Source organism: Parabacteroides sp., assembly GCF_977054455.1.
Genome location: NZ_CDRTCT010000029.1, coordinates 23,498 through 44,943, shown reverse-complemented (window position 1 = coordinate 44,943; position 21,446 = coordinate 23,498). Strand labels below are relative to the sequence as shown.

General features: G+C 47.4%; 13 protein-coding genes. 7 read left to right on the top strand and 6 right to left on the bottom strand.

Annotated features, from left to right (window positions below):
• Window positions 1–42: 42 nt before the first annotated feature.
• A complete protein-coding gene (locus ACW6QF_RS14735) occupies window positions 43–549 on the bottom strand; it encodes a flavin reductase family protein (RefSeq protein WP_456088371.1) in 507 nt (168 codons plus the stop codon).
• Between the two features lie 220 nt (window positions 550–769).
• On the opposite strand from ACW6QF_RS14735, the gene ACW6QF_RS14730 reads away from it, so the two are divergent.
• Window positions 770–2,170: an alanine/glycine:cation symporter family protein gene (locus ACW6QF_RS14730; RefSeq protein WP_456088370.1), complete on the top strand. Its 1,401-nt coding sequence runs from the start codon at window positions 770–772 to the stop codon at window positions 2,168–2,170.
• A gap of 7 nt (window positions 2,171–2,177) precedes the next feature.
• On the opposite strand, the gene ACW6QF_RS14725 is transcribed toward ACW6QF_RS14730, so the two are convergent.
• Window positions 2,178–3,404 carry a M16 family metallopeptidase gene (locus tag ACW6QF_RS14725; RefSeq protein WP_456088369.1) on the bottom strand — a complete coding sequence of 409 codons (1,227 nt, stop codon included), beginning with the start codon at window positions 3,402–3,404 and terminating at the stop codon, window positions 2,178–2,180.
• 92 nt (window positions 3,405–3,496) lie between these two features.
• Here ACW6QF_RS14725 and ACW6QF_RS14720 point away from each other — a divergent pair, with 92 nt between their 5' ends.
• The 5 genes from ACW6QF_RS14720 to ACW6QF_RS14700 all read left to right on the top strand — a co-directional run bounded on the left by ACW6QF_RS14720 (window position 3,497) and on the right by ACW6QF_RS14700 (window position 8,719).
• Window positions 3,497–4,024, top strand: a complete 528-nt coding sequence (locus ACW6QF_RS14720; protein WP_456088368.1) for an ORF6N domain-containing protein — start codon at window positions 3,497–3,499, stop codon at window positions 4,022–4,024.
• A gap of 101 nt (window positions 4,025–4,125) precedes the next feature.
• Window positions 4,126–4,743 carry an SIS domain-containing protein gene (locus ACW6QF_RS14715; protein ID WP_298554140.1) on the top strand — a complete coding sequence of 206 codons (618 nt, stop codon included), beginning with the start codon at window positions 4,126–4,128 and terminating at the stop codon, window positions 4,741–4,743.
• Between the two features lie 5 nt (window positions 4,744–4,748).
• On the top strand, window positions 4,749–5,678 hold the full coding sequence (locus ACW6QF_RS14710; RefSeq protein ID WP_456088367.1) for a carbohydrate kinase family protein: 930 nt from the start codon (window positions 4,749–4,751) through the stop codon (window positions 5,676–5,678).
• Window positions 5,679–5,756: 78 nt separating this feature from the next.
• Window positions 5,757–6,821: a tyrosine-protein phosphatase gene (locus ACW6QF_RS14705; RefSeq protein ID WP_456088390.1), complete on the top strand. Its 1,065-nt coding sequence runs from the start codon at window positions 5,757–5,759 to the stop codon at window positions 6,819–6,821.
• A gap of 125 nt (window positions 6,822–6,946) precedes the next feature.
• Complete coding sequence (locus tag ACW6QF_RS14700; RefSeq protein ID WP_298554137.1) at window positions 6,947–8,719, top strand: DEAD/DEAH box helicase; 1,773 nt, start codon at window positions 6,947–6,949, stop codon at window positions 8,717–8,719.
• 223 nt (window positions 8,720–8,942) lie between these two features.
• Here ACW6QF_RS14700 and ACW6QF_RS14695 read toward each other — a convergent pair whose 3' ends face one another.
• From ACW6QF_RS14695 to ACW6QF_RS14685, 3 genes are read right to left on the bottom strand one after another with little or no spacing between them, the layout of a single operon-like run.
• Window positions 8,943–9,977 carry a S41 family peptidase gene (locus ACW6QF_RS14695; RefSeq protein ID WP_456088366.1) on the bottom strand — a complete coding sequence of 345 codons (1,035 nt, stop codon included), beginning with the start codon at window positions 9,975–9,977 and terminating at the stop codon, window positions 8,943–8,945.
• A 44-nt stretch (window positions 9,978–10,021) separates the two neighbouring features.
• The gene (locus tag ACW6QF_RS14690) at window positions 10,022–10,894 is read right to left on the bottom strand and encodes a DUF3316 domain-containing protein (RefSeq protein ID WP_456088365.1); all 873 of its coding nucleotides are present in this window, start codon (window positions 10,892–10,894) and stop codon (window positions 10,022–10,024) included.
• Between the two features lie 35 nt (window positions 10,895–10,929).
• Window positions 10,930–13,674: a DNA gyrase/topoisomerase IV subunit A gene (locus ACW6QF_RS14685; protein WP_456088364.1), complete on the bottom strand. Its 2,745-nt coding sequence runs from the start codon at window positions 13,672–13,674 to the stop codon at window positions 10,930–10,932.
• Window positions 13,675–14,166: 492 nt separating this feature from the next.
• On the opposite strand from ACW6QF_RS14685, the gene ACW6QF_RS14680 reads away from it, so the two are divergent.
• Window positions 14,167–14,550 (top strand): helix-turn-helix domain-containing protein, encoded by a 384-nt coding sequence (locus tag ACW6QF_RS14680; RefSeq protein ID WP_298553866.1) that lies wholly within the window; start codon window positions 14,167–14,169, stop codon window positions 14,548–14,550.
• Between the two features lie 1,111 nt (window positions 14,551–15,661).
• Here ACW6QF_RS14680 and ACW6QF_RS14675 read toward each other — a convergent pair.
• A complete protein-coding gene (locus ACW6QF_RS14675; RefSeq protein WP_456088363.1) occupies window positions 15,662–21,352 on the bottom strand; it encodes a T9SS type A sorting domain-containing protein in 5,691 nt (1,896 codons plus the stop codon).
• Window positions 21,353–21,446: the final 94 nt, after the last annotated feature.

The window sequence follows — 21,446 nt, the reverse complement described above, 5'->3', positions numbered from 1 at the left end:
TGTTTTGTTGTGTTTCCGGCAAAAATAAAGAAAGTTTCCGATTTATCTCTCCCAGGCATTCAGTATTTCCGCCACATAGACGTTGTGCGGGTTCCCCGCCATGGCGCTGTACCACTTTTCGTATAAGGCGGGATCGACAAAATGATCCTTATCCATCTTAGTCACGTAAAGGGTTTTGCATTCAAGCGTCAGGCGCGATTCCTCGAAACAAGGGGTACCCAGATCGGTAAAGCGGAGCGTCAAACCCGTAGCAGCCACCTTGTCGATGTCCCGTCCCGACTTCGAACCGCAAATCTTGTGGGCGTCCTTATGCTCTTCTCCCAAGAAGGAAAGCGTGAAAGCGCCCTTCGCATCGACAAACTCGCGGGTATAACGTTCCGGACGGATAAAGACAAACACAACCGGCTTGTTCCACAGGAAACCTGCGCCTCCCCAGCTTGCCGTCATCATGTTGAACTTGTCCTTGTCGCCGGCGCTTACCAGCATCCACTCTTTTCCTATGATCTCGATAAAATTGTCTTTGATCAGACTTGGTTCTATTGCCTTCATAATTTCATACCTTATTTAAACCTCCCAAAGATACAGAAATATTTATTTGCGTGAGTGCTGAATTTAAATATTACAGAATAATAGCCGGGAGAGCGATAAAGATATGGCATATTAAGATATATTTCAGTACGGTTATCCGGATATTCTTGTCCATACAAAATATTTTCTTTAGGTTTGTAGCTTAATATTCACGTAATTATCAAGACGATAAACTGCCAAAATGGAAATACTGAACAACTGGATCAGCGAGATTAACGACCTCCTATGGTCGTATGTTTTAATTATCATGCTGTTGGGATGCGCCTTCCGGTTCACCTTCAAAACCCGTTTTGTCCAGTTCCGTATGTTCCGGGAGATGATACGCGTACTCGGCGACTCCGCCAACAAAGCCCACGAGGGAGACAAACACATCTCATCCTTTCAGGCATTCGCCGTATCGCTCGCCAGCCGTGTCGGGACAGGCAACCTGGCCGGGGTGGCCACAGCCATCGCCGTAGGAGGTCCGGGAGCGGTGTTCTGGATGTGGATCATCGCCCTTTTAGGCTCGGCCAGCGCATTTGTCGAGTCTACGCTCGCACAGCTTTACAAACGGAAAGGGAAGGATTCCTTCATCGGAGGGCCGGCCTACTATATGCGGTACGGGTTGGGATTGAACTGGATGGGCGTACTGTTCGCCATCCTGATCTCCGTCACCTTCGGCTTCGCGTTCAACTCTGTACAGAGCAACACGATCTGCGCCGCCATGCAGGGCTCGTTCGGGTTCGATCCGGCAGTGATCGGTACGATACTGACGGTACTGACGCTTGCCATCATCTTCGGAGGAATCCAGCGAATAGCCAAAGTGAGCAGCGTGATCGTCCCTGCGATGGCACTGGGATACGTGGCGCTCGCTTTGGGGATCGTGTTGTTCAACATCACGGAACTGCCGGACGTCATCAAGCTGATCGTAGGCAGCGCTTTCGGATGGGAACAGGCGTTAGGCGGTACAGTCGGCGCCGCCCTGATGCAAGGGATCAAGCGCGGTCTGTTCAGCAACGAGGCCGGTATGGGATCGGCTCCGAACGTAGCGGCTACGGCATCCGTCACGCATCCGGTCAAACAGGGATTGATCCAGACCTTGGGTGTTTTCACCGACACCCTGCTGATCTGTACCTGCACGGCTTTTATCATCCTGTTCAGCGGGGCGCCGCTGGACGGTTCGGTAAACGGGGTGCAACTGACACAGCATGCTCTGACGCTCGAAGTGGGAAAAGCCGGAGGGATATTCGTTGCCGTAGCGATCTTTCTGTTCGCTTTCAGCAGCATCATCGGGAACTACTATTACGGGGAGGCGAACATCCGTTTCATCACGCCGAAGAAAAGCGTGCTCTACATCTACCGCCTGGCGGTCGGCGGCATGGTGATGTTCGGAGCGTTGGCAAGCCTGGAACTCGCCTGGAGCCTGGCAGACATCATGATGGCTTTCATGACGATCTGCAACCTGGTCGCCATCTCGTTGCTGAGCAAGCAGGCCTTCCTGCTGCTGAACGATTACAGGGCACAGAAACGTAGCGGGATCAAGAGCCCGGTATTCGATAAAAACAAGCTGCCGGAGCTGAAGGACAAGGCGGAATGCTGGTAAACGCTTCTTATTGATAGATCAGGCTGAACAACCGTTCAGGCGCAAAGACCTCATTGGCGACCTCCCGTATCTCTCCGGCGGTCAGTCTTTCCACCTTGGCGAAGACTTCCGGCAGGGTGTCGTAGCGGTTATAATGGAGGAAGCTCTTGCCCAACCCCAAGAAAAGGCCTTCCCGGTTATCGCCGGAGACGCCCAACTGCCCGATCACCTGCTTCTTGGCCGCCGCCAACTGGGTTGCGGTCAGTTTCACCTCGCGCAGCTTCGCCAGTTCCTTATGGACGAGCCTGATCGCCTTCTCCTTGTTCTTCGGATCGGTCCCGAAATAGATGCTTGCCAGTCCCGTATCGGTATAAGAGGTCACGTTCGATTCGACGTTATAGACAAGCCCGTTCTTTTCACGGAGAGAGACATTCAAACGGTTGTTCATGCCCGGACCTCCCAAGAGGTTGTTCAGCAGGAACAGCGGCAGGCGCTTCTCGTCGTGCATGCTGTATGCCCGTCCTCCGATCAGCACATGCGCCTGATGGGTATCTTTATGTATCTGGCGGCTGGCGGGAAGAATCTCACCGGGTGCCGTCCGGTTACGCGCCGCCATCGGGAAAGCGATATCCGACAAGGTGCTTTCCGCCATCTGCACGATCTTCCTGAACGGAATCCGGCCCATCGAGAAGAACACCATGTTCTCAGGGGCATAGAACCGCCTCATAAACGACTTGCCGGACTCGCTGCCGAAACCGAGCAGCGACTGTTCATCCCCCAAGATGTTATGTCCCAGCGCATGGCCGTCGAACAGCAAATTCTCGAACTCATCGAAGATCAGTTCCGAAGGGCTGTCCTCATACGAATTGATTTCGTCCAGGATCACATCCACCTCCTTCTCGATCTCCTGCTCCGGGAACTGCGAATGAAACACCAGGTCGGCCAGCAGCTCGAAAGCCCGCCGGAAATGTTCCTCCATAAAGATGGAATAGACGAAAGTCTCCTCCTTCGTGGTATAGGCGTTCAGCTCCCCTCCCACATTCTCCATCCGGTTCAGGATATGCCAGGACTTGCGTTTTTCCGTCCCTTTGAAGATCATGTGTTCGACAAAGTGAGCCAAGCCGAACTCGTCCGCCTCCTCATCCCGTGTCCCGGCATTCACGGCAAAACCGCAGTACGACACCGGGGAAGAAGCAGGGAGATGTACGAGACGCAAACCGTTCGGTAAAATATGTGAGAAGTAATCTTTTTCCATTATCCATTCATTAGAGGGCACAAAAGTACAATAAATATTTGTTTACAGACTTTTTTTAACTACCTTGGCCCTCAAATTAAAACTCCTTTACTATGGAATTACGAACGATACAGAGTAAGATTTACGAGATCAGAGGCTTCCGAGTTATCTTAGACAAGGATTTGGCCGAAATGTACGAAGTAACCACTTCTAACCTCAACAAAGCAGTCAAAAGGAATATCAATCGATTCCCGGAAGACTTCATGTTCCAATTGACAAAAGAAGAATTTAACTTGATATTCCAAAATGGAATATCAAGTTGGGGTGGAACGCGGAAACCGTCCTATGCATTCACAGAACACGGGGTAGCGATGTTAGCGGGCCTTTTAAATAGTGAAAAAGCCATCTCCGTCAATATTCAGATCGTGCGTGCTTTCGTCGCCATGCGCCAATACCTGCTCAACTCCACTCCCTCGCCCCTGCTCAAAGAACTAAAAGACCGGATCGAGGCGTTAGAAGACATCACAGAAGAAAATGAAGAAAAATTTGACGAGATCTACCTCGCCCTGGCGCAACTGGCACAGAAAAACAAACAGAACAACAAACTCCGTAATCCAATAGGGTTCGTCAAACCCCAATAAAGCTACAAAAATATAGGTCATTCCATGTGCAGGTATCATTAAAATAGATACTTTTGTACTTTGTTAAGTTCATAACACTATATAGAATCATTTTAAAAGCTATGATAAACGAAGCAATCTCGTCTATTCTGCAACAAGAGGCTGAAGCAGTACGCAATATTCCGATAACCGGCGGCTATGAAGAGGCTGTGACACTCATTGTGAAGCATGTGCACGAACTCGGCGGAAACCTGATCACCAGCGGTATGGGCAAAGCCGGGCAGATCGCCATGAACATCGCGACCACCTTCTGCTCGACCGGCACGCCCGCCTACTTCCTGCATCCCAGCGAAGCGCAGCACGGCGACCTCGGTATTGTCCGCAAGAACGATGTCATGTTGCTCATCTCCAACTCCGGCAAGACACGCGAACTGCTCGAACTGGTGGAGTTGACGCGCGGCCTCGTACCGGAGATGCAGTTTATCGTTATCACCGGCAACCCCGACAGCCCACTGGCAGCCGAAGCGACGATCTGCCTGCCGACCGGTGCGCCGAAAGAAGTCTGTCCCTTAGGCCTCACCCCCACCACATCGACCACGGTCATGACGGTGATAGGCGACTTGTTGGTAGTCGGAACCATGAAACGCATCAACTTCGGCTATCCCGACTATGCCAAACGGCATCACGGCGGTTACTTGGGTTCGAAAAGCCGCGAACAGTGTAAAACCGGAAACCAATAAACAGCATGAGGAAGGTAATCGGCATCGGAGAAACCATTCTCGACATCCTATTCAGGAACAACCAACCCCATACGGCAGTTCCCGGCGGGTCGACCTTCAACGGCCTCGTCTCGTTAGGACGCCTCGGAGTGCCCGTCTCCTTCATCAGCGAAGTGGGCAACGACCGCGTCGGCGACATCATCCGCGACTTCATGAAGGAAAACAACCTTTCCACCCGCTATGTCGACCGTTTCCCGGACGGCAAAAGCCCGATCTCGCTCGCGTTCCTGGACGACGACAGCAATGCCGACTACACCTTCTACAAGGATTATCCGAAGCAACGCCTCGACGTGCCCCTGCCGGAGATCAACGAAGACGACATCTTCATCTACGGCTCCTACTATTCGCTGAACCCCGCGCTCAGGGAGCGGATGTCGGAGTTCCTCGACCATGCACGCCAGCGCAAGGCGATCCTCTACTACGATCCGAATTTCCGAAAGGCGCACGCCCACGAAGCGATACGCCTCGCCCCGACATTGCTCGAGAACTTCGAATATGCCGATATCGTACGCGGCTCGGACGAGGACTTCCTCAATATCTTCGGGGAGGCCGACAGTGAAAAGGTCTACACCGACCATATCCGTTTCTACTGCGACCGTTTCATCACCACCCACGGAGCCGGAGGCGTGAACCTCTACCACGGCGACCTGCGCCGTCATTTCGATTCGCCCGCCATCCGCCCGGTCAGCACGATCGGAGCCGGCGACAACTTCAATGCAGGCCTCCTCTACGGTCTGTTAAAATATAATGTCCGCCACCGCGACCTCGCCACCCTGCCACAACAGACGTGGGCGAACATCATCCGGTGCGGGATCGATCTGGCCACCGAGGTCTGCCGCAGCTACGACAATTACATTTCTAAAGAATTTGCAGCCTCCTACCTCTCCCAGTCTTAAATATCATTAACCGGGAAGATAAAGGGGTGTAAAGACACATGTTTTTCACTATCTTTGCTTTACATGAGTAGTAGAAATATGATATTGAAACGGATTCTTTTCTTGTTCACCAGTGTGACCTTATTGTCAGGATGCAGTTCCGGCAGAGCACCTGAGATTCGCGCCATCTGCCTGCGTGACGATATCGGCAACTATATTATCAAATGGGAAACGGACCCCCATACCGACGGAGTGATGAAACTTTACGTATCCGACACCCCCAACTCCTTCGACATGTCGCGACCGTGCAGCTACGCCGACATCAACGACGGACGGGTGACCTACATCACGAACGACAACATCACCCGCAAATACTTCCTCCTGTCGTTCAACGACAAATACTACCACACCGTCGGCGCCCGCTCGGTACAGATGGACAGCGTCCAGAACCTGCGCGACATAGGAGGCTATTTCAGCGAACACGGGGGCCGCATGACCGGCTGGGGCAAGATATTCCGTTCGGGCGAGCTCAAGTCGCTTAGCCGCAACGACACCATCCGGCTGGACAACCTGAAGATCAAAACGGTCATCGACCTCCGGGGAGAAGACGAAATAGCCCTCGCCCCGGAAAAATATACAGGAGCGAACATCATCTCCATCCCGATCCCGGTAAAAGGCAAAGACCGGATCGCCCGACGCCTGGAAGAAGGGCGCATACGCAAAGGCGACGGGCTCGTGTACATGCAGGATACATACATCAGCTACGTGACGGACAACAGCGAACAGTTCGGCAAGGCCCTGAGAGTCTTCCTCGACAAGGACAACTACCCGATCCTCGTGAATTGCTCGTTAGGCAAAGACCGCGCAGGTTTCCTAACGGCCATGCTGCTGACGGCTCTCGACGTACCAGAAGAAACGATCATGAAGGACTATATGGCTTCGAACAACCATATAGACCTGAGCCACCTTGCCTATATGGCACGCAATCTCAATACGGACGCCCAGGAAACCATCACCGTGCTGCTCGGTGCAAACGAGACATGGCTGGACCTGGCCTTCCATAAGATAAAGAAAGAGTACGGTTCGACCGACAAATATCTGTCAAACGGGTTGCATCTCACGGAAAAAGAGCGCGATACATTAAAAGATATCATACTAAACTAACCGGTATCCGAATTATTTGCGTATCTTTGTCCCCACTCTGAATTTATTATATATACATATATCACATTTTGAAAACATTTGAAGAATTAGGAGTTGCCGCACCAATACTGAAGGCAATTCAAGAAATGGGCTACGAATCGCCCATGCCGGTACAGGAGGAAGTGATTCCTTTCCTACTGGGAGACGACAACGACGTAATCGCATTAGCGCAGACAGGTACGGGAAAGACAGCCGCTTTCGGCCTTCCTATCCTGCAAAAAATCGATGTGACTACATATCAGCCCCAAGCACTCGTACTCTGTCCTACCCGCGAGCTCTGCCTGCAGATCGCCGACGACCTGAACGACTACTCCAAGTATATCGACAACCTGAAGGTCCTCCCGGTCTACGGAGGTTCCAGCATCGAGAGCCAGATCAAGACGCTGAAACGCGGTGTGCACGTGGTCGTGGCCACGCCGGGACGCCTGCTGGACCTGATGAACCGCAAGACGGTGGACCTCAGCCTGGTGAAGAACGTCATCATGGACGAGGCGGACGAGATGCTCAACATGGGCTTCACCGACAGCATCAATGCCATCCTTGCCGAAGTGCCGGAAAACCGCAACATGCTGCTCTTCTCGGCCACCATGCCGAAAGAGATCGCCGCCATCACGAAGAAGTACATGAAGAATCCGAAGGAGATCGTGATCGGCAACAAGAACGAAGGCAACAAGAATATCCGCGATATCTACTACATGGTTCGTGCGCAGGACAAGTACCTGGCCCTGAAACGTATCGCCGACTTCTACCCGAACATCTACGGCATCGTCTTCTGCCGCACCCGCAAGGAGACGCAGGAGATCGCCGACAAACTGATACAGGACGGCTACAACGCCGACTCGCTGCACGGCGAACTGAGCCAGGCGCAGCGCGACTACGTGATGCAGAAGTTCCGCGTCAAGAACATACAGATCCTGGTCGCCACCGACGTGGCTGCCCGCGGCCTGGACGTGGACGACCTGACACACGTGATCAACTACGGCCTGCCCGACGAAGTGGAATCCTACACGCACCGCCGCGGACGTACGGGCCGTGCCGGAAAGACGGGTATCTCCATCTCCATCTGCCACGTGAAGGAAAAAGGCAAGATACGCGAGATCGAACGAATCATCAACAAGAAGTTCGAGAAAGGCGAAATGCCTACCGGACATGCGATCTGCGAAAAGCAGCTTTTCAACCTCGTAGACCAGATCGAAAAGGTGAAGGTGAACGAAGAAGAGATCGCCTCCCTGATGCCCCAGATATACCGCAAGCTGGAATGGTTGGACAAGGAGGACATCATCAAGCGTGTCGTTTCCTTGGAGTTCAACCGTATGATCGACTACTATAAGGATGCCGACGAGATCCAGCAGGTGGATGAACGCGCTGCCCGCAGTGAACGGGGCGAACGCCGTGCGTATGCGGCCGAAGAGGGCTATTCGCGCTTCTTCCTCAACTTCGGCAAGGCCGACGGGCTCTATCCGAACCAACTGATCGAACTGGTCAACAAATGCGTGCCGGGCAAGGTGCGCATCGGCAAGATCGACCTGCGCGACAACTTCTCTTTCTTCGAAGTGGAAGAGGGTGAAGCACAGCGCGTGATGGACAGCATGAACGGGTTCGAAGTGGACGGACGCCGCATCTCCGTCGAACCTGCACAGGGCAAGAAGGGCGAAGGTGACGGCAAAGGACGTGGCGGCAAACGAAGCTATGGCCGGAACGAAGGCGGCTACAAGGGCAAACGAGACGGAGGCAAAGAGGGCGGACGCCGGGGTGGCGACCGTTCGGACCGCACCTTCCGCAAAGACGAACGCGACAACGACCGCCCGTGGAAACGGACAGCCGCCGCACGCGACGCCCGCAAGAAAAGACGTTTCTGATCCCTTCCCACGCTAACAAAAGCAGGAGACCGCAGCATACATCAGCAACCCCCAGCCGGCAACGACGGGGAGTTGCTGTTTTTGGACGCGGGCGAAACCGGCTCGTTTTCCTCATCCTTTCATCCGGACGCTTCTTTTTAAGGTTCAACAAAAGACCAACCATTCGGCGCCGTATATAATGAAGACCTCACCATTACGCAACACGGTAGAGATTAGCTTTTATTTATTTCGCAGCTTTCGCTTCTGCCGAATCGCTTTTTGCCAACAACAACCCTATCGCCGCCTCTATGATCGTATCCCGCCCTTTCATAATATCTTCTCCCGTAATGGCTACCGCAATATCCGGATCGATTCCGAACTCCGTGTGCTGTTTGTTCACGTCCAGGACCGGGCAGGCCGAGAAACGGACACTCCATCCGTTCGGCAATTCCGAACTGAAAGGCAAACCGCTACCGCCTCCCGTACGGTCGCCCATGACCGTGACTTGCGGAAGGAGACGCATCACATTGACAAAATCGTTCGTGGTGCTGTAGGAATGCCGATTGGTCAACACGACGACCGGATAAAGCCAACAGGTACGGTCAGACGGGGAAAGATAGACCGGACTGGGCTGGGTAAAATCGTTATGCCCGTTTCCTTTCTTATACTGCGTATAACCCGTCAGAATCCTTTCCTTAAGGAAACGCGAGGCGATGCGGTCGGAATAAAGCATGGAGCCGCCCCCATTGTCGCGCACATCAAATATCAACCCTTTGCATTCCTTGAAATACGCAAACATATAATCGAGGTTGTTTTCACCTACGCCACTCGAAAAACTGCCGTAATAGACATATCCGATCTTATCGTCCGCCAAACGCTTGTACTTCATTCCCCCGGCAATCTTATAGTCCGTACCGAGATAATTGTCCTGTATTTCTTTATAAAAGTTGGCCGGATAATCTTCATACCAAGCCCAATAACGGGACATGTCGAAAGAAGAGATCAGGTTGGTATGCCCGTCTTTTACCTCGGCAAGCATCTTGCCGAGGACATCGAACAGTTCGTACTGATTCATCGTGTCTCCCACAAGCAGGTTGTAGCGGTCGTACACGTCGTCCCAATCCACATCCTTGAAGGCAAAGAAACAGTAGTTCTCGTCCATGATACGCCAAAGCGCCTCGAAGTTCTCACGGGGAGACGAGTTATATTTCGTCGCTTTCTCGCAACCGGAGAACAGGAAGCAAAAGAGAAGAAGGCAATGTATAATGCTTGTTTTCATGATTTTAATTTTATATCTTTTGCCGGAAGATAATCCCCCGGCATTCAAAAATACACCGCACTTTTGTACCGATGCCGCTCGCTCTTCAAACGCTTGCCTCCGAAAGAGACGAACTCTTTCACAAGCCCGATCATAAACGAGTTGGAGAGAACATGCGTCTTAATGCCGTTCACATCCGTCCGATACATGCTGTTCAGATAGCCGACACGGACTGTAAAGCCGGACACCGGCACATCGAGCGTGAAATAGTTCCTCATCGCAAACTTGTTATGGAACGAACTGAACCGTACGACCCCGTCCTTGCTGCCTTGTGTCAAGAAATAATAGGGCTCGCCCTTATGCACCGAGAAGAGCACGCCGGCAAACGGTATCTCCGCCTGGTAACGGAATGTGAGCGGGAAGTCCTTGATCTTGAAATTATAGATTGCCATGGCCGAGAGGTTCACGTCGAAGTCCGCCTTGCCGGAAACCGGATTATTGCTGTTACGCGTATTATAGATAAACCCACCCGCAAGGCGTGCGGATGCTCCGGCCAAGGCCTTCAATCCGGGCAGCACTTGCGGAAAACGGTAATGATAACCCAAGCTGTAATCCACGAATCCGGCATATTCGTTTGCCGTCTCCGCGCCGTTACGTGTCGAACCGAACTCCACGTTGATCAGTTGCTGGCGGGACACGTGATAGTCTGCCAGCCGCACGACCTTCATCCGTTCATTGAGGACACGCGCCACCCAACCCGTATAATTGATGTCCGTACTGGGCGAGAGATAGGTATCCCGCAAGTTATAACCGCCAATCCCGACCATCGTGCTTTCGTTGACCGAGCGGGGCGCTTCGTCCTCAACGGACTGAGCCATCAGAGGCAAAGCCAGAAAAAGGAAATTGAAAATTGAAAATTGGAAACCGAAAGCCGACATGTATTTTTTTTAATTTTTAATTTCTAACTTTCAATTCAGAAAAGTTTCATTTGCCCGGTAATCTCGTCGATAATATCCGAGTTGCTCCCTTGCGAGGAGGGCAATTCCCCGGCAAGGGAATCCGTATTCTCTTCATCGCCACCATTTTGCTCCTGCGGTTGTAACGTAGGGGCAAAACGGACGGGATCGAGTTCGTTGATCGTTTCTATATCAAAAGTCGAAATACGTTTTCCTTTCGCCTTGAATCCTTTCACGGCGATAAATTCTTCCGCATCCAACACCAACGGTTCACGGAAAGAGTCATGCCCTCCAAACACCGCCTCGATCCGCGGATAGGCCTCATCAGTCAACAACATCAGGCGGCTCTTCGGATTCTCGCCGAGGAAGTTCTGCTTACGGCTTCCGACCTCCAGCTGGAAACGCTTCAGGTAGTAATACTTTTGATCGGCATCATAAAGGGCGGCCGTCCAGACCTTATTCGCATCAAACTTCTCGATATTCAATATATTAGGCTCGTAATGATTGCTCAGATCGAAGTTGGTCGTATAGAAATCGCCATTCTGAAGGATCACCAGGATCAGATCCTCACTCTGGAACTCGCCCAACTCTTCCCCGCGCCCATCGTAATTCAGGCGCAATACATCGCGGTCGAACCAGACCATACGGCCTCCCAATGTCGAACTTCCTTTCTGCTTCAGGCTGATCTTATGTATTTCCGCCTTTGTCAGGATGTTCCCCATAGAACCGCGCCCCTTAATCGCAATCTCGCTGAAATCCTTTTCAAAGACAAGCAACTTCTGGCGGGGTTTCGGTTTCAGGATCACCTTCACCGTCTCGGCTTCGCCATTGGCATTGGCGCTGAAATAAAGGATGCGCGAACCTTCCGTTCCTTTGGTAATGTCATATTCCTTGTCACGCGTCACACCTGTCACGGCAAAACGCTTGATATAATTATAGCCAGCCTTCCCGTCCCGGTAGATCACATTATAGATCGTACGGCTGTCGTTCCGCTTGAAGACATTGAGGTAAAGGATATCCCTTCCGACGAACATCTTTTCACTGACTTTCACGATTTTGTAGCTACCGCTACGATAAAAGATGATCACGTCGTCGATGTCGGAACAATTGCAGACATATTCGTCTTTCTTCAAGCCAGTCCCGATAAATCCATCGATACGGTTGATATACAGTTTCTCGTTCGCCTCGACCACTTTGGTCGCCTCGATCGTGTCGAAGCTGCGCACTTCGGTCATGCGCGGATAGTTCTTGCCGTATTTTTCTTTCAGCATCATGAACCAGTCGACCGTATAATCGACGATATGCGCCAGATGGTCGTCGATCTTGGCAATGTCTTCCCGATACTGGGCAATGGTCGCATTACACTTGTCCGTATTAAACTTAAGGATGCGCCCCATCTTGATCTCCATCAGTTTCAGGATATCCTCGCGGGTCACTTCGCGGATGAAGTGCGGTTTGAACGGGTCAAGGCGCTTGTCAATGTGGGCAACCGCCTCGTCCATATCCTTCGCCTCTTCAAATTCCTTGTCCTTGTAGATACGTTCTTCAATGAATATCTTTTCCAGGGAGGCGAAGAAGAGCGATTCTTCCAGTTCCCCTTTTTGTATTTGCAGTTCGGTACGGAGCAGGTGCAGCGTGTCGTCGGTCGAATGTTTCAGCACATCGCTCACCGTCAGGAAATGCGGCTTGTTGTCCATGATGACGCAACAGTTCGGCGAAATGCTGATCTCGCAATCCGTAAAAGCATACAGCGCATCGATCGTCTTGTCGGAAGAGACGCCCGGAGCCAAGTGCACGAGTATCTCCACGTTGCGGGCCGTATTATCATCCACTTTCTTGATCTTGATCTTTCCCTTATCGTTTGCTTTCAGGATCGATTCGATCAAGGTGGAGGTCGTCTTTCCATATGGGATCTCGCTGATGACAAGCGTCTTGTTGTCCAGTTTCGTGATCTTGGCACGCACCTTCACGGAACCGCCGCGTTCACCGTCATTATATTTCGAGACATCAATATATCCGCCGGTCTGGAAATCGGGATACAGGGTAAACTCTTCCCCCCGCAGATAAGCGACGGACGCATCCAAAAGTTCGTTGAAGTTATGCGGCAGTATTTTGGAAGAAAGCCCCACCGCGATCCCTTCCACACCTTGCGCCAGCAGCAAAGGGAACTTGACAGGAAGCGTCACCGGCTCCTTGTTTCGTCCGTCGTAGGAAAGTTGCCAGAGAGTCGTTTTCGGATTGAAAACCGTTTCCAGCGCGAACTTGGAGAGGCGGGCCTCGATATAACGCGGAGCCGCCGCACCGTCGCCGGTGAGGATATTACCCCAGTTCCCCTGGCAATCGATCAACAAGTCTTTCTGTCCGAGCTGTACCAGTGCATCACCGATGGAAGCGTCGCCGTGCGGGTGGAACTGCATGGTATGTCCGACAATGTTCGCCACCTTATTGTAACGCCCGTCGTCCAACCGCTTCATAGAATGCAGGATTCGACGCTGTACGGGTTTCAATCCGTCATTGATATGCGGAACGGCACGCTCCAAAATCACATAGGAGGCATAATCGAGGAACCAATCCTGATACATCCCCGACAAATGATAAGACACCCGACTTTCCGATTTGCCCGGTATCTTATATTCCGAATGTGTCTCCTGACTTGCTTCCGTCCCGACAGTTTCATCCCTGTCCCCATCAGCAACCGATTGTTCTTCCGTATCCTTTATTTCTTCGTTATCGTCCTGTTCAGTAATATCTTCCGGTCTCATATATCTATCCAAATCTTTTGCATCATCCCAGGCTCTGCGGCAATTGCTCATAAGCCATAATAGGCTGTAAATATACGAAATATTGCCGAAATAATAAAAAAGAACGGGGCAAGGGCCGGAAAAATTCAACAATAATAAACAGGATGCTTTATTACTGACTCTCGAAACGGCTATGCGGACTACAAGGTTTTCTACCTCTCGACATCAAAAAAGAATACACATGTTCAAACCCAATCCATCCGTAGAATAATACGGCAAACCGACTACAACCGTACGTCAAATAAACGTTTTGGCAATTGAGTCCGCCCTTTAGCCCGTACTCCTAAATGAAAAGACCATAAATCCTTTTGACGGCAATAACGCCGGATTCATGTTCAACCGTTCAGGTACATCCATAAAATAAGAAAAATAACAAATGCCAAAATCGGATATGTCCACAATAATTATTACATTTGCCCGACATTAAATAAATATTATTCAATTTTTTACGATATGACAGCTGACTTAAAGAAATTGGTAGGGCAACGTCTTCATTTATTGCGAATGGAAAGAAATCTTACGCAAGAGCAAATGAGCGAAAAACTCAATTTATCGACAAGTGCATATTGCAAAATTGAATATGGAGAAACAGACCTTACACTTACCCGCTTGAATAAAATAGCAGAAGTCCTCAATATGTCTGCTACGGAACTTTTCACAAAAATAAGCGGAGATACTTATAACAACTCGCAAAGAGATTACGGTCGGGTATGGATTACCCGCGACAGCAGTATCGTTAATGTGGATAACAGTGAAGATCTGCGAGAGTTGGTTAAATCAAACTCCCGCCTGATCGATGTTTTGGTGAAAAGAATCGAAGATCTCGAAAAAAAGTAAGTAACGTGAGTTCGATATAACGAAATAAATGATTGAACACTCCGGACACTGCTCATTCAACAACTTCGTGGCAACCGCACCAAAATTCGGAAATCGTATGAAATATACCAAAAAGGAATCTTACAATATAAGTTTTTCCATTTCTCTGTCACTGTATCACTGATACCTCTTTGCCAATTGATATTCAGCTTATTCCATAGTGATACATACCTGTTTTCTCTATCACTAAAGTATCACAACAGTGTCACTACCCTATTACAGGTAATTTGATGGAAAACATGTATTTCGTTTATATATAACTGTATATAAGCATATTGCAAACAATACGAACAACAAGCGCCTCATTCTCACTCCTGCAAATGACTCGATTATTTTATGTAAAAACGACTATAAAATATGTAAAACCAAGTAGTTTTCGTGATCCGGCAAGGCACTTTAGTTGCCGGACGTTCCCCTGTTGCTCCTTTTTACACCCGGGTGTGGAGAGCCGGTACACCCGGGTGTAAAGGGTGGCGACATGGGGGTGTCTGCGGGATTATGTGCTTGTTTCTTGCAAAAAAAGAGAAGTCTTTTGTGGTATGAAGAACCGTATTTTGCCGATTTAACACCTATTACATTCGTTTTTGCATTTGTTTGCTTGATTTTTTTTAGATGCTTTTTCAAAAGCAAGAGAAGGCAATGTGCTGTTTTTCAATTACATGATAAAAATGCTATGTTCAGGAGTGATAGAGGAGTGACACTGTAGTGATAGAGAAAAACGCCATGTATCACTTCCTATAACACTTGAATATCAATGGATACAATCTTCATAGTGATAGAGTGACAGATGATTTGCAGAAAACTTCGTATACAGATCTTTAGCCTCTGAGAACATAGCGGTAATCGTTTAAATGTTGTTTTGAGACTATAGAATTAACACTTTTGTCGTTATATTCCTATTATTCAGGCAGATATTTATTTGGTTATATCGAACTTACGTTAAGTATGCTGTAAACAGAGCAATGGAACTGTCATAACAGGTCTATTAAAAACAAGAACACGGAACTTCTCCGGTTTATTTTCCGGGATGTTCCGTGTTCTCTTTATATAATTCTTAATCCTTTTCGGCAGCTTACTTCACCTCAACCTTTTCGCTAACGACCTGCGAACCGCTCTCGGCACGGACGACGTAGATGCCCGGTGCGAGATGGTCGACGGAGGTGGTCGGCGTGTTCAGGTTACGCAAGGTGCGCAAGGCGCGGCCGGAAACGTCATAAACCGTCACTTCGTTCAGCAGGTCAACGGAGGAGATATCGATCCGTCCGGGTGCGCTGTTGTAGAAGATGATGCGGTTACGGGCAACGATCTCGTTGGAGGTGGCGATCGAACCGTTCAATACGTAACGTCCGGAGGTATTGCCCGGAACGGTCAGCGTCAAGCCGTCAGTCACGTCATAGCGTTTACCGGTCTGCTTGTCCACCAACTTCACATTTTTCATGGCGCCCGACACCTTGAAGCTAAGCTCTACCGGGGTCGCGTCTTTGCCGTAGATACCGAGCGGGATCTCCGCCAGTTCCGGCGTCACGTTGATAGCCGTCATCTGGTTGCCGGCAAGAGTATAAACTTGCGGTGCAGCTACTTCCTCGTTGATCAGCAAGGCGGCGTCTTCGCCCTCCACATAGCTGTCTGATGCGGTGACAAGACCGGCAACGACGGCAGTATTACGAACACCGTCACGGGTAGCGGTGATACGCAATTGCGGCAGAGGTTCATCGGCAGGGGAGGAGGTGGCGGAACGCAAACCTGGTTTTCCGGTTGTCGGGGCTTTCGCAATCATGGCGGTGGTGAAAGTGGCAGTAGGTAGATCCTTCACGATGAATGATTGGAGAGGGGCAACAAAGTTAGGATCTGCGTCATCACTTGTCGAGATGGAATATTCATTACCCAGAATATTAGTAGTCGTACCTGTAGAGGTCATGATATAGTAAGTATTTTGTGACTTGTCATCTAAGAACTTCTTCATATTCAGATGTGACATGAACGGGTTACCGAACATACCACCGGTAAAGGGAACCAAACAAGACGTAACGGCATTCTGACCTTTTTCATCAGGGCTGATATAGAAACGGCCGTTGCCGGTACGATGGGCGGTCAACGTTGTCTTGTCTCCGTTACCATTCGTACTACCATAATATGTATATTCGTTATCAGCTTTGGGCAGACGGAACAACACTTTATTAGTAGTACTACCAGCCGTCTTTGTGCCAATCGAAAATCCCGTACCCGGTGTGAAGGGAACATCTACATCGTTATACAGGTTCGACCAACGGCCTTCAATTCCATAATTAACTCTTGTAGAACCATCGGGACGAACCACCGTAGCCGTTGTCTTATCCCATCCGCGCATATAGACGGCTGGTTTCCAACGGGTATAGTTTGTGTTATCGTAGTTGATCTTATCGAAGGCCGGAGTTTCCTGGCGTGCATAACTACCAATCTTTGGAGAACCTGTTCCTGTCGGCAAATACATATCCCCCGACACCACGCCTTTCAAGGGCGATGCGAGCATATACCAGCGGTTCGATTCCATTTCGTAATCTACATGAGCCGTGTTGTAGGTCAGGTATTCCGTATGCAGGATTTCCGATTCGGGTTTGATGTAGATATCATCGCAGGTGTTGCCGTAGAAGCGGACACAAGAGTAAGAATGGCCTTGCGACTTATCCGGATTGGTAAACTCGTCTTCAGATTTGAATAATTCCTTTTCATAATCCGGATCGGCAAGCAAATCATACTCGATATTCTTGGTGGCGGCACCGATAGTTGCATCCATACTTGCCGGAGCCATATTCAATAAGACGTTCTTAGGATCTTTTGTCTGATTGCCGGTGTTTTTCTTCAATTCATATAAATATGGATATGCAAAATATGGGGTAGCACCATTATTGGCAACCGTCACTTTCGTGAAACGCATCGGGGTGTAGGCATCATCATGTGTACCGTTTGCACTTGCAATATTTGTTGTATAAAGCTCACCATCATTAGACCGTCTCCAATGGCTCGGTCCGTCATTGTTCCAGTTGTGCATACCTTCTGCGCTTCCCACCCACGTCACGTATTCGGGGACGATTTTGAGGGTGAGCATGAAAACACGGTCGCCATACTCTTTCTTTGCATTAGTATTTTTATTAATCACCATGTAAGGTATTCCTACCATATACCAAAAGCCTTCTTTGAATGCTTTAGCTTGCTCGGTAAACTCGATTTTGAAATAGTGCTTTCTCCAATCCATAGGTTTTACGTCATCGGCAAGTTCCACCAAAGTAGCAACAACCTTAGGGGAAGTGGGTTTTAAATCCCAATCCTTATCCGAAGTCTTGTAGACAATAATATCTGTTTTAGTATTATCTACTGCGAATTCTTCATCATCCAATGATGTACGGGCATGAATCGGAATACGTAGTGTACCGGAATTTTGTTGCATATCCTGTATTTGTACTAAACCGACACGTACAGAACGGACGTGTGAACCGTCAAATGGATTCTCATCCGGCTTGTTCGGATCATCTGGATCTTTTGGATCAGGGTCTTTGGGATCGTCCGGATCGGGATCTTCAGGATCCGGTACGTCGGGATCACCCGGATCGATGGTCGGAGGTGTTCCGCCTAAAAGGAATTCGTGGGGGTCAGGGCATATTACGGCATTTTCCGGTATATTATTTTGCTTGGCTCGGGGGAGCATGATTCCCCATTGCATATTTTTGCCGGTAGGCAAGGAAAAATCAAAAGATGTCTTATTCAATATCAGTCGTCCTTCTTTACTATCAGTATATTCTCCTAATTTGCTTTTTAATTCATTTTCTATGGCACTACTAACGCTAGTATTATTCATATCATGGAAAGCAGCTTTAAAAGCTTCCATAATAGAATAGCTTTCAGTCCCAACAGTGATTGTTCCAGGTTTTACAAATTCATCCCATGTGCCTAAATACCAGTTAAATATAGGTTTTTCAATAGGAAGCAATTCATCCGATCCTGGTAGATTATATTTTAATGTGCCGGTTACATTGTATGACTCTCCTGGTTTAATATTTTTAATATCAACAGATTGATCATCTTTAGTTACAATAATACGATCACCAACACCTTCCAAAACAAAAGAATTGTAGAATGAACAAGTTTTACATTCTAAATCATCTCCTTTTATTGGTGTTTCAGACACTCGAGCTATATAGGTCTTATTAGCTATAAGTTCTCCGTTGATGGATACATTGGCAGAGGTTATATAACCGTCATCTGCTTTAAATGTACCACTAGATGACTCTTCAGACCATGTAGTCCACGCCATATCTTCCAGACGGGTTGAGAGATAAGATGTACGATAAGTGCTTTCTTGATTACCGTATTTGATTGTTATTGGTTCACTTTTCGGTATCGGTCTACCTTCCGCATCAGTGTTATCACTTACTTCATAAATTGCATAATAAATGGTAGTAAAATATTTTAGAGCATCTTCTATATTTTTTTGAGTCTTGTATTTGTTCTTTAAATACTTTTTCAGTAAATGATCTTCCGACAGCTTTTCAAACTCAGCATAGGTTAGCGGAATTTCATTTTCACCGATTTCTGTATTAGCTGTCAATCCGAAATTAGACAACAGCATATTGTAATTCGATTTAAACTTCACCGTTTTTATCTTTTCATCACATGGATCTCCTGATTGAACGACTTGGATATCCGGTATTGTTTTGAAAATACGAATATCATCAATGGCGTAGTCGGCTCCGTCGGTGTGGGGCTCGTTGTTTTGAATTTCAAGATAATAATTTTCATATTCAACATTATGTTGTAAAACAAAAGAATAATATAATTGCTGCCATTGCATTAAGTTCTTATTTCGCTTTGCTTTAGTAGTTCCGTCTTTGTCAAAATAATCACTATTCGCAGTTGTTTCTGAATAATCAACTAAAGCATCTCCTGAGGTAAAACGGTGAATAACAACATCTTCTTCATCTTTATTTTTACCTATTAAATAGATATTAATATTCGGTGCTAATGGATACTTCCCTCTATTAACTTCAGTCTTATCTACTAAACTAGCCCGAGTCATATCTGCCAACCAGGCTGTTACTGTTATCTCCGTATTAAAACAAATTGTCCCATCTATCGGAATTTTAACTATAGTCCCAGGTTCATTAGATGCATCTATATAATAGAAATGTCCATATTGAGGAGTTAACTCATTTTTTTCTTTCCCTGCATTTATGGGGTCTTTTGGATCTTGGGATATATGATAAGTACGATCGTATAAAGGGGTATTAGTGTACTGATTTTTATCATTACCACTACCTGTAGCAGGAATCCAAGTATAGCGATAGTACCAATCTCCTTCCTTGATAAAATTTAAATTCTCTGAAATTTTATCTTCTACATTTGCACTTCTAAATAATCCATATATGTTTTGATTGCTAGTAGAAACATATTCTTGAATGGCATCCCATGTCACCTTAGTAAGCAATGGTGATACCTTTTTATTGAAAAAACCATATGTTGTATGATTATCCTTAAAAAAACCAAAAGGTTCAGTCGCTATATTATTATCATTACTACTCTTACTACTTAATTCTTTTACTGGTTCACCTAAATCAAAATTCACCCAACCTATTCTTCTATATTTATTTTTATTTCTTCTTGGAAATCGTTCATCTTTATCTTTTATATTCTTTTCTAATTCAAAACCAACACCTTGCAGAGGATGAAATATGAATTTAGCCAATTCTCCACTTTTGTTTCCATTTTGATCCGTAGCTCGTACAAGAACTTCTATATCCTCTCCTTCAGTCGGATAATCATCCAAAGAAAGTCTTTGTGTTTGTTGAAAAGGGATTATATTGCCAGGACGAGTAACCAAACCAAACACTTTATAGTCAGACGTTTTTCCATTTACTACTTTGTATTCAAACTGATTTCCTTGAACAATCGTTCCATCTGACTTTTTCCAAAAATAATTGTTGGGCAAAGATGGCATAGAAAAGTTTAATGACTTATTTTTATTGTCTTGTCTTCCATCAAAGTTTACTGCTGTTCTTTCTGCAGGATAATCAAACTTAAATTCTTCTATTTCTTTGTTCTCTATTTTTGTTATACATTCTTGTGCGTTTTTAATAATGTATTTAGTTCGTTTAGTTAGTGTCGGTTCTGTATAAATTGCATTTTCAAAGCTATTATCACCCAATATATTTCCATCTCTATAAATACTAACATCACAATAAATCGTATCCCCATCCGTATAGGAATTATTGGACATAGTATAAGAAATTGTTGAAGCATCTGTTCCATATCTCTTAACTTTGTCAGGAAAATGCTCTTTTAAACGTGCAGACCAAACCAATCCTCCATCTGAACAATTGGCTTTTACAAAATCATTTTCTGTAGTATAACTTGATTCTATAAAATCACCTCCTTGATTAGTCGCTTCATCCTTCGTTGTTTGAAATTCTTTAAAAGCAATTCGACCTTGTGGAGCACTACCATTTTTTCCTTTAATGTACCAATGAACATACCAATTATATCTATCATGGGCAGTTTGTAAGCTAATTCTCAACTCCGGAATATACAATACTCGTTCCCTATTAGGTACGACATAAATAACTTTTGTATCAACAAATACACTATCGTGCTTGCTTAAGTCATATTGAAGTATTATTGAAGGTCTATCATCCGTTTGGCCCCAAGCCATCCGTTCGCCCCCGCCGACCAACAGGGTGAACGACAGGAAGAGTACCCGGAGCCATCTGTCATATATTATTTTATTTCGTTTCATTGTTTTCTTAATTTAGTTATTATATTTGTTATTTTTATTGTGAAATCTACTTAGTAAGCAAACCGAAATCTATTTAGTAAGTAGACGCATGACT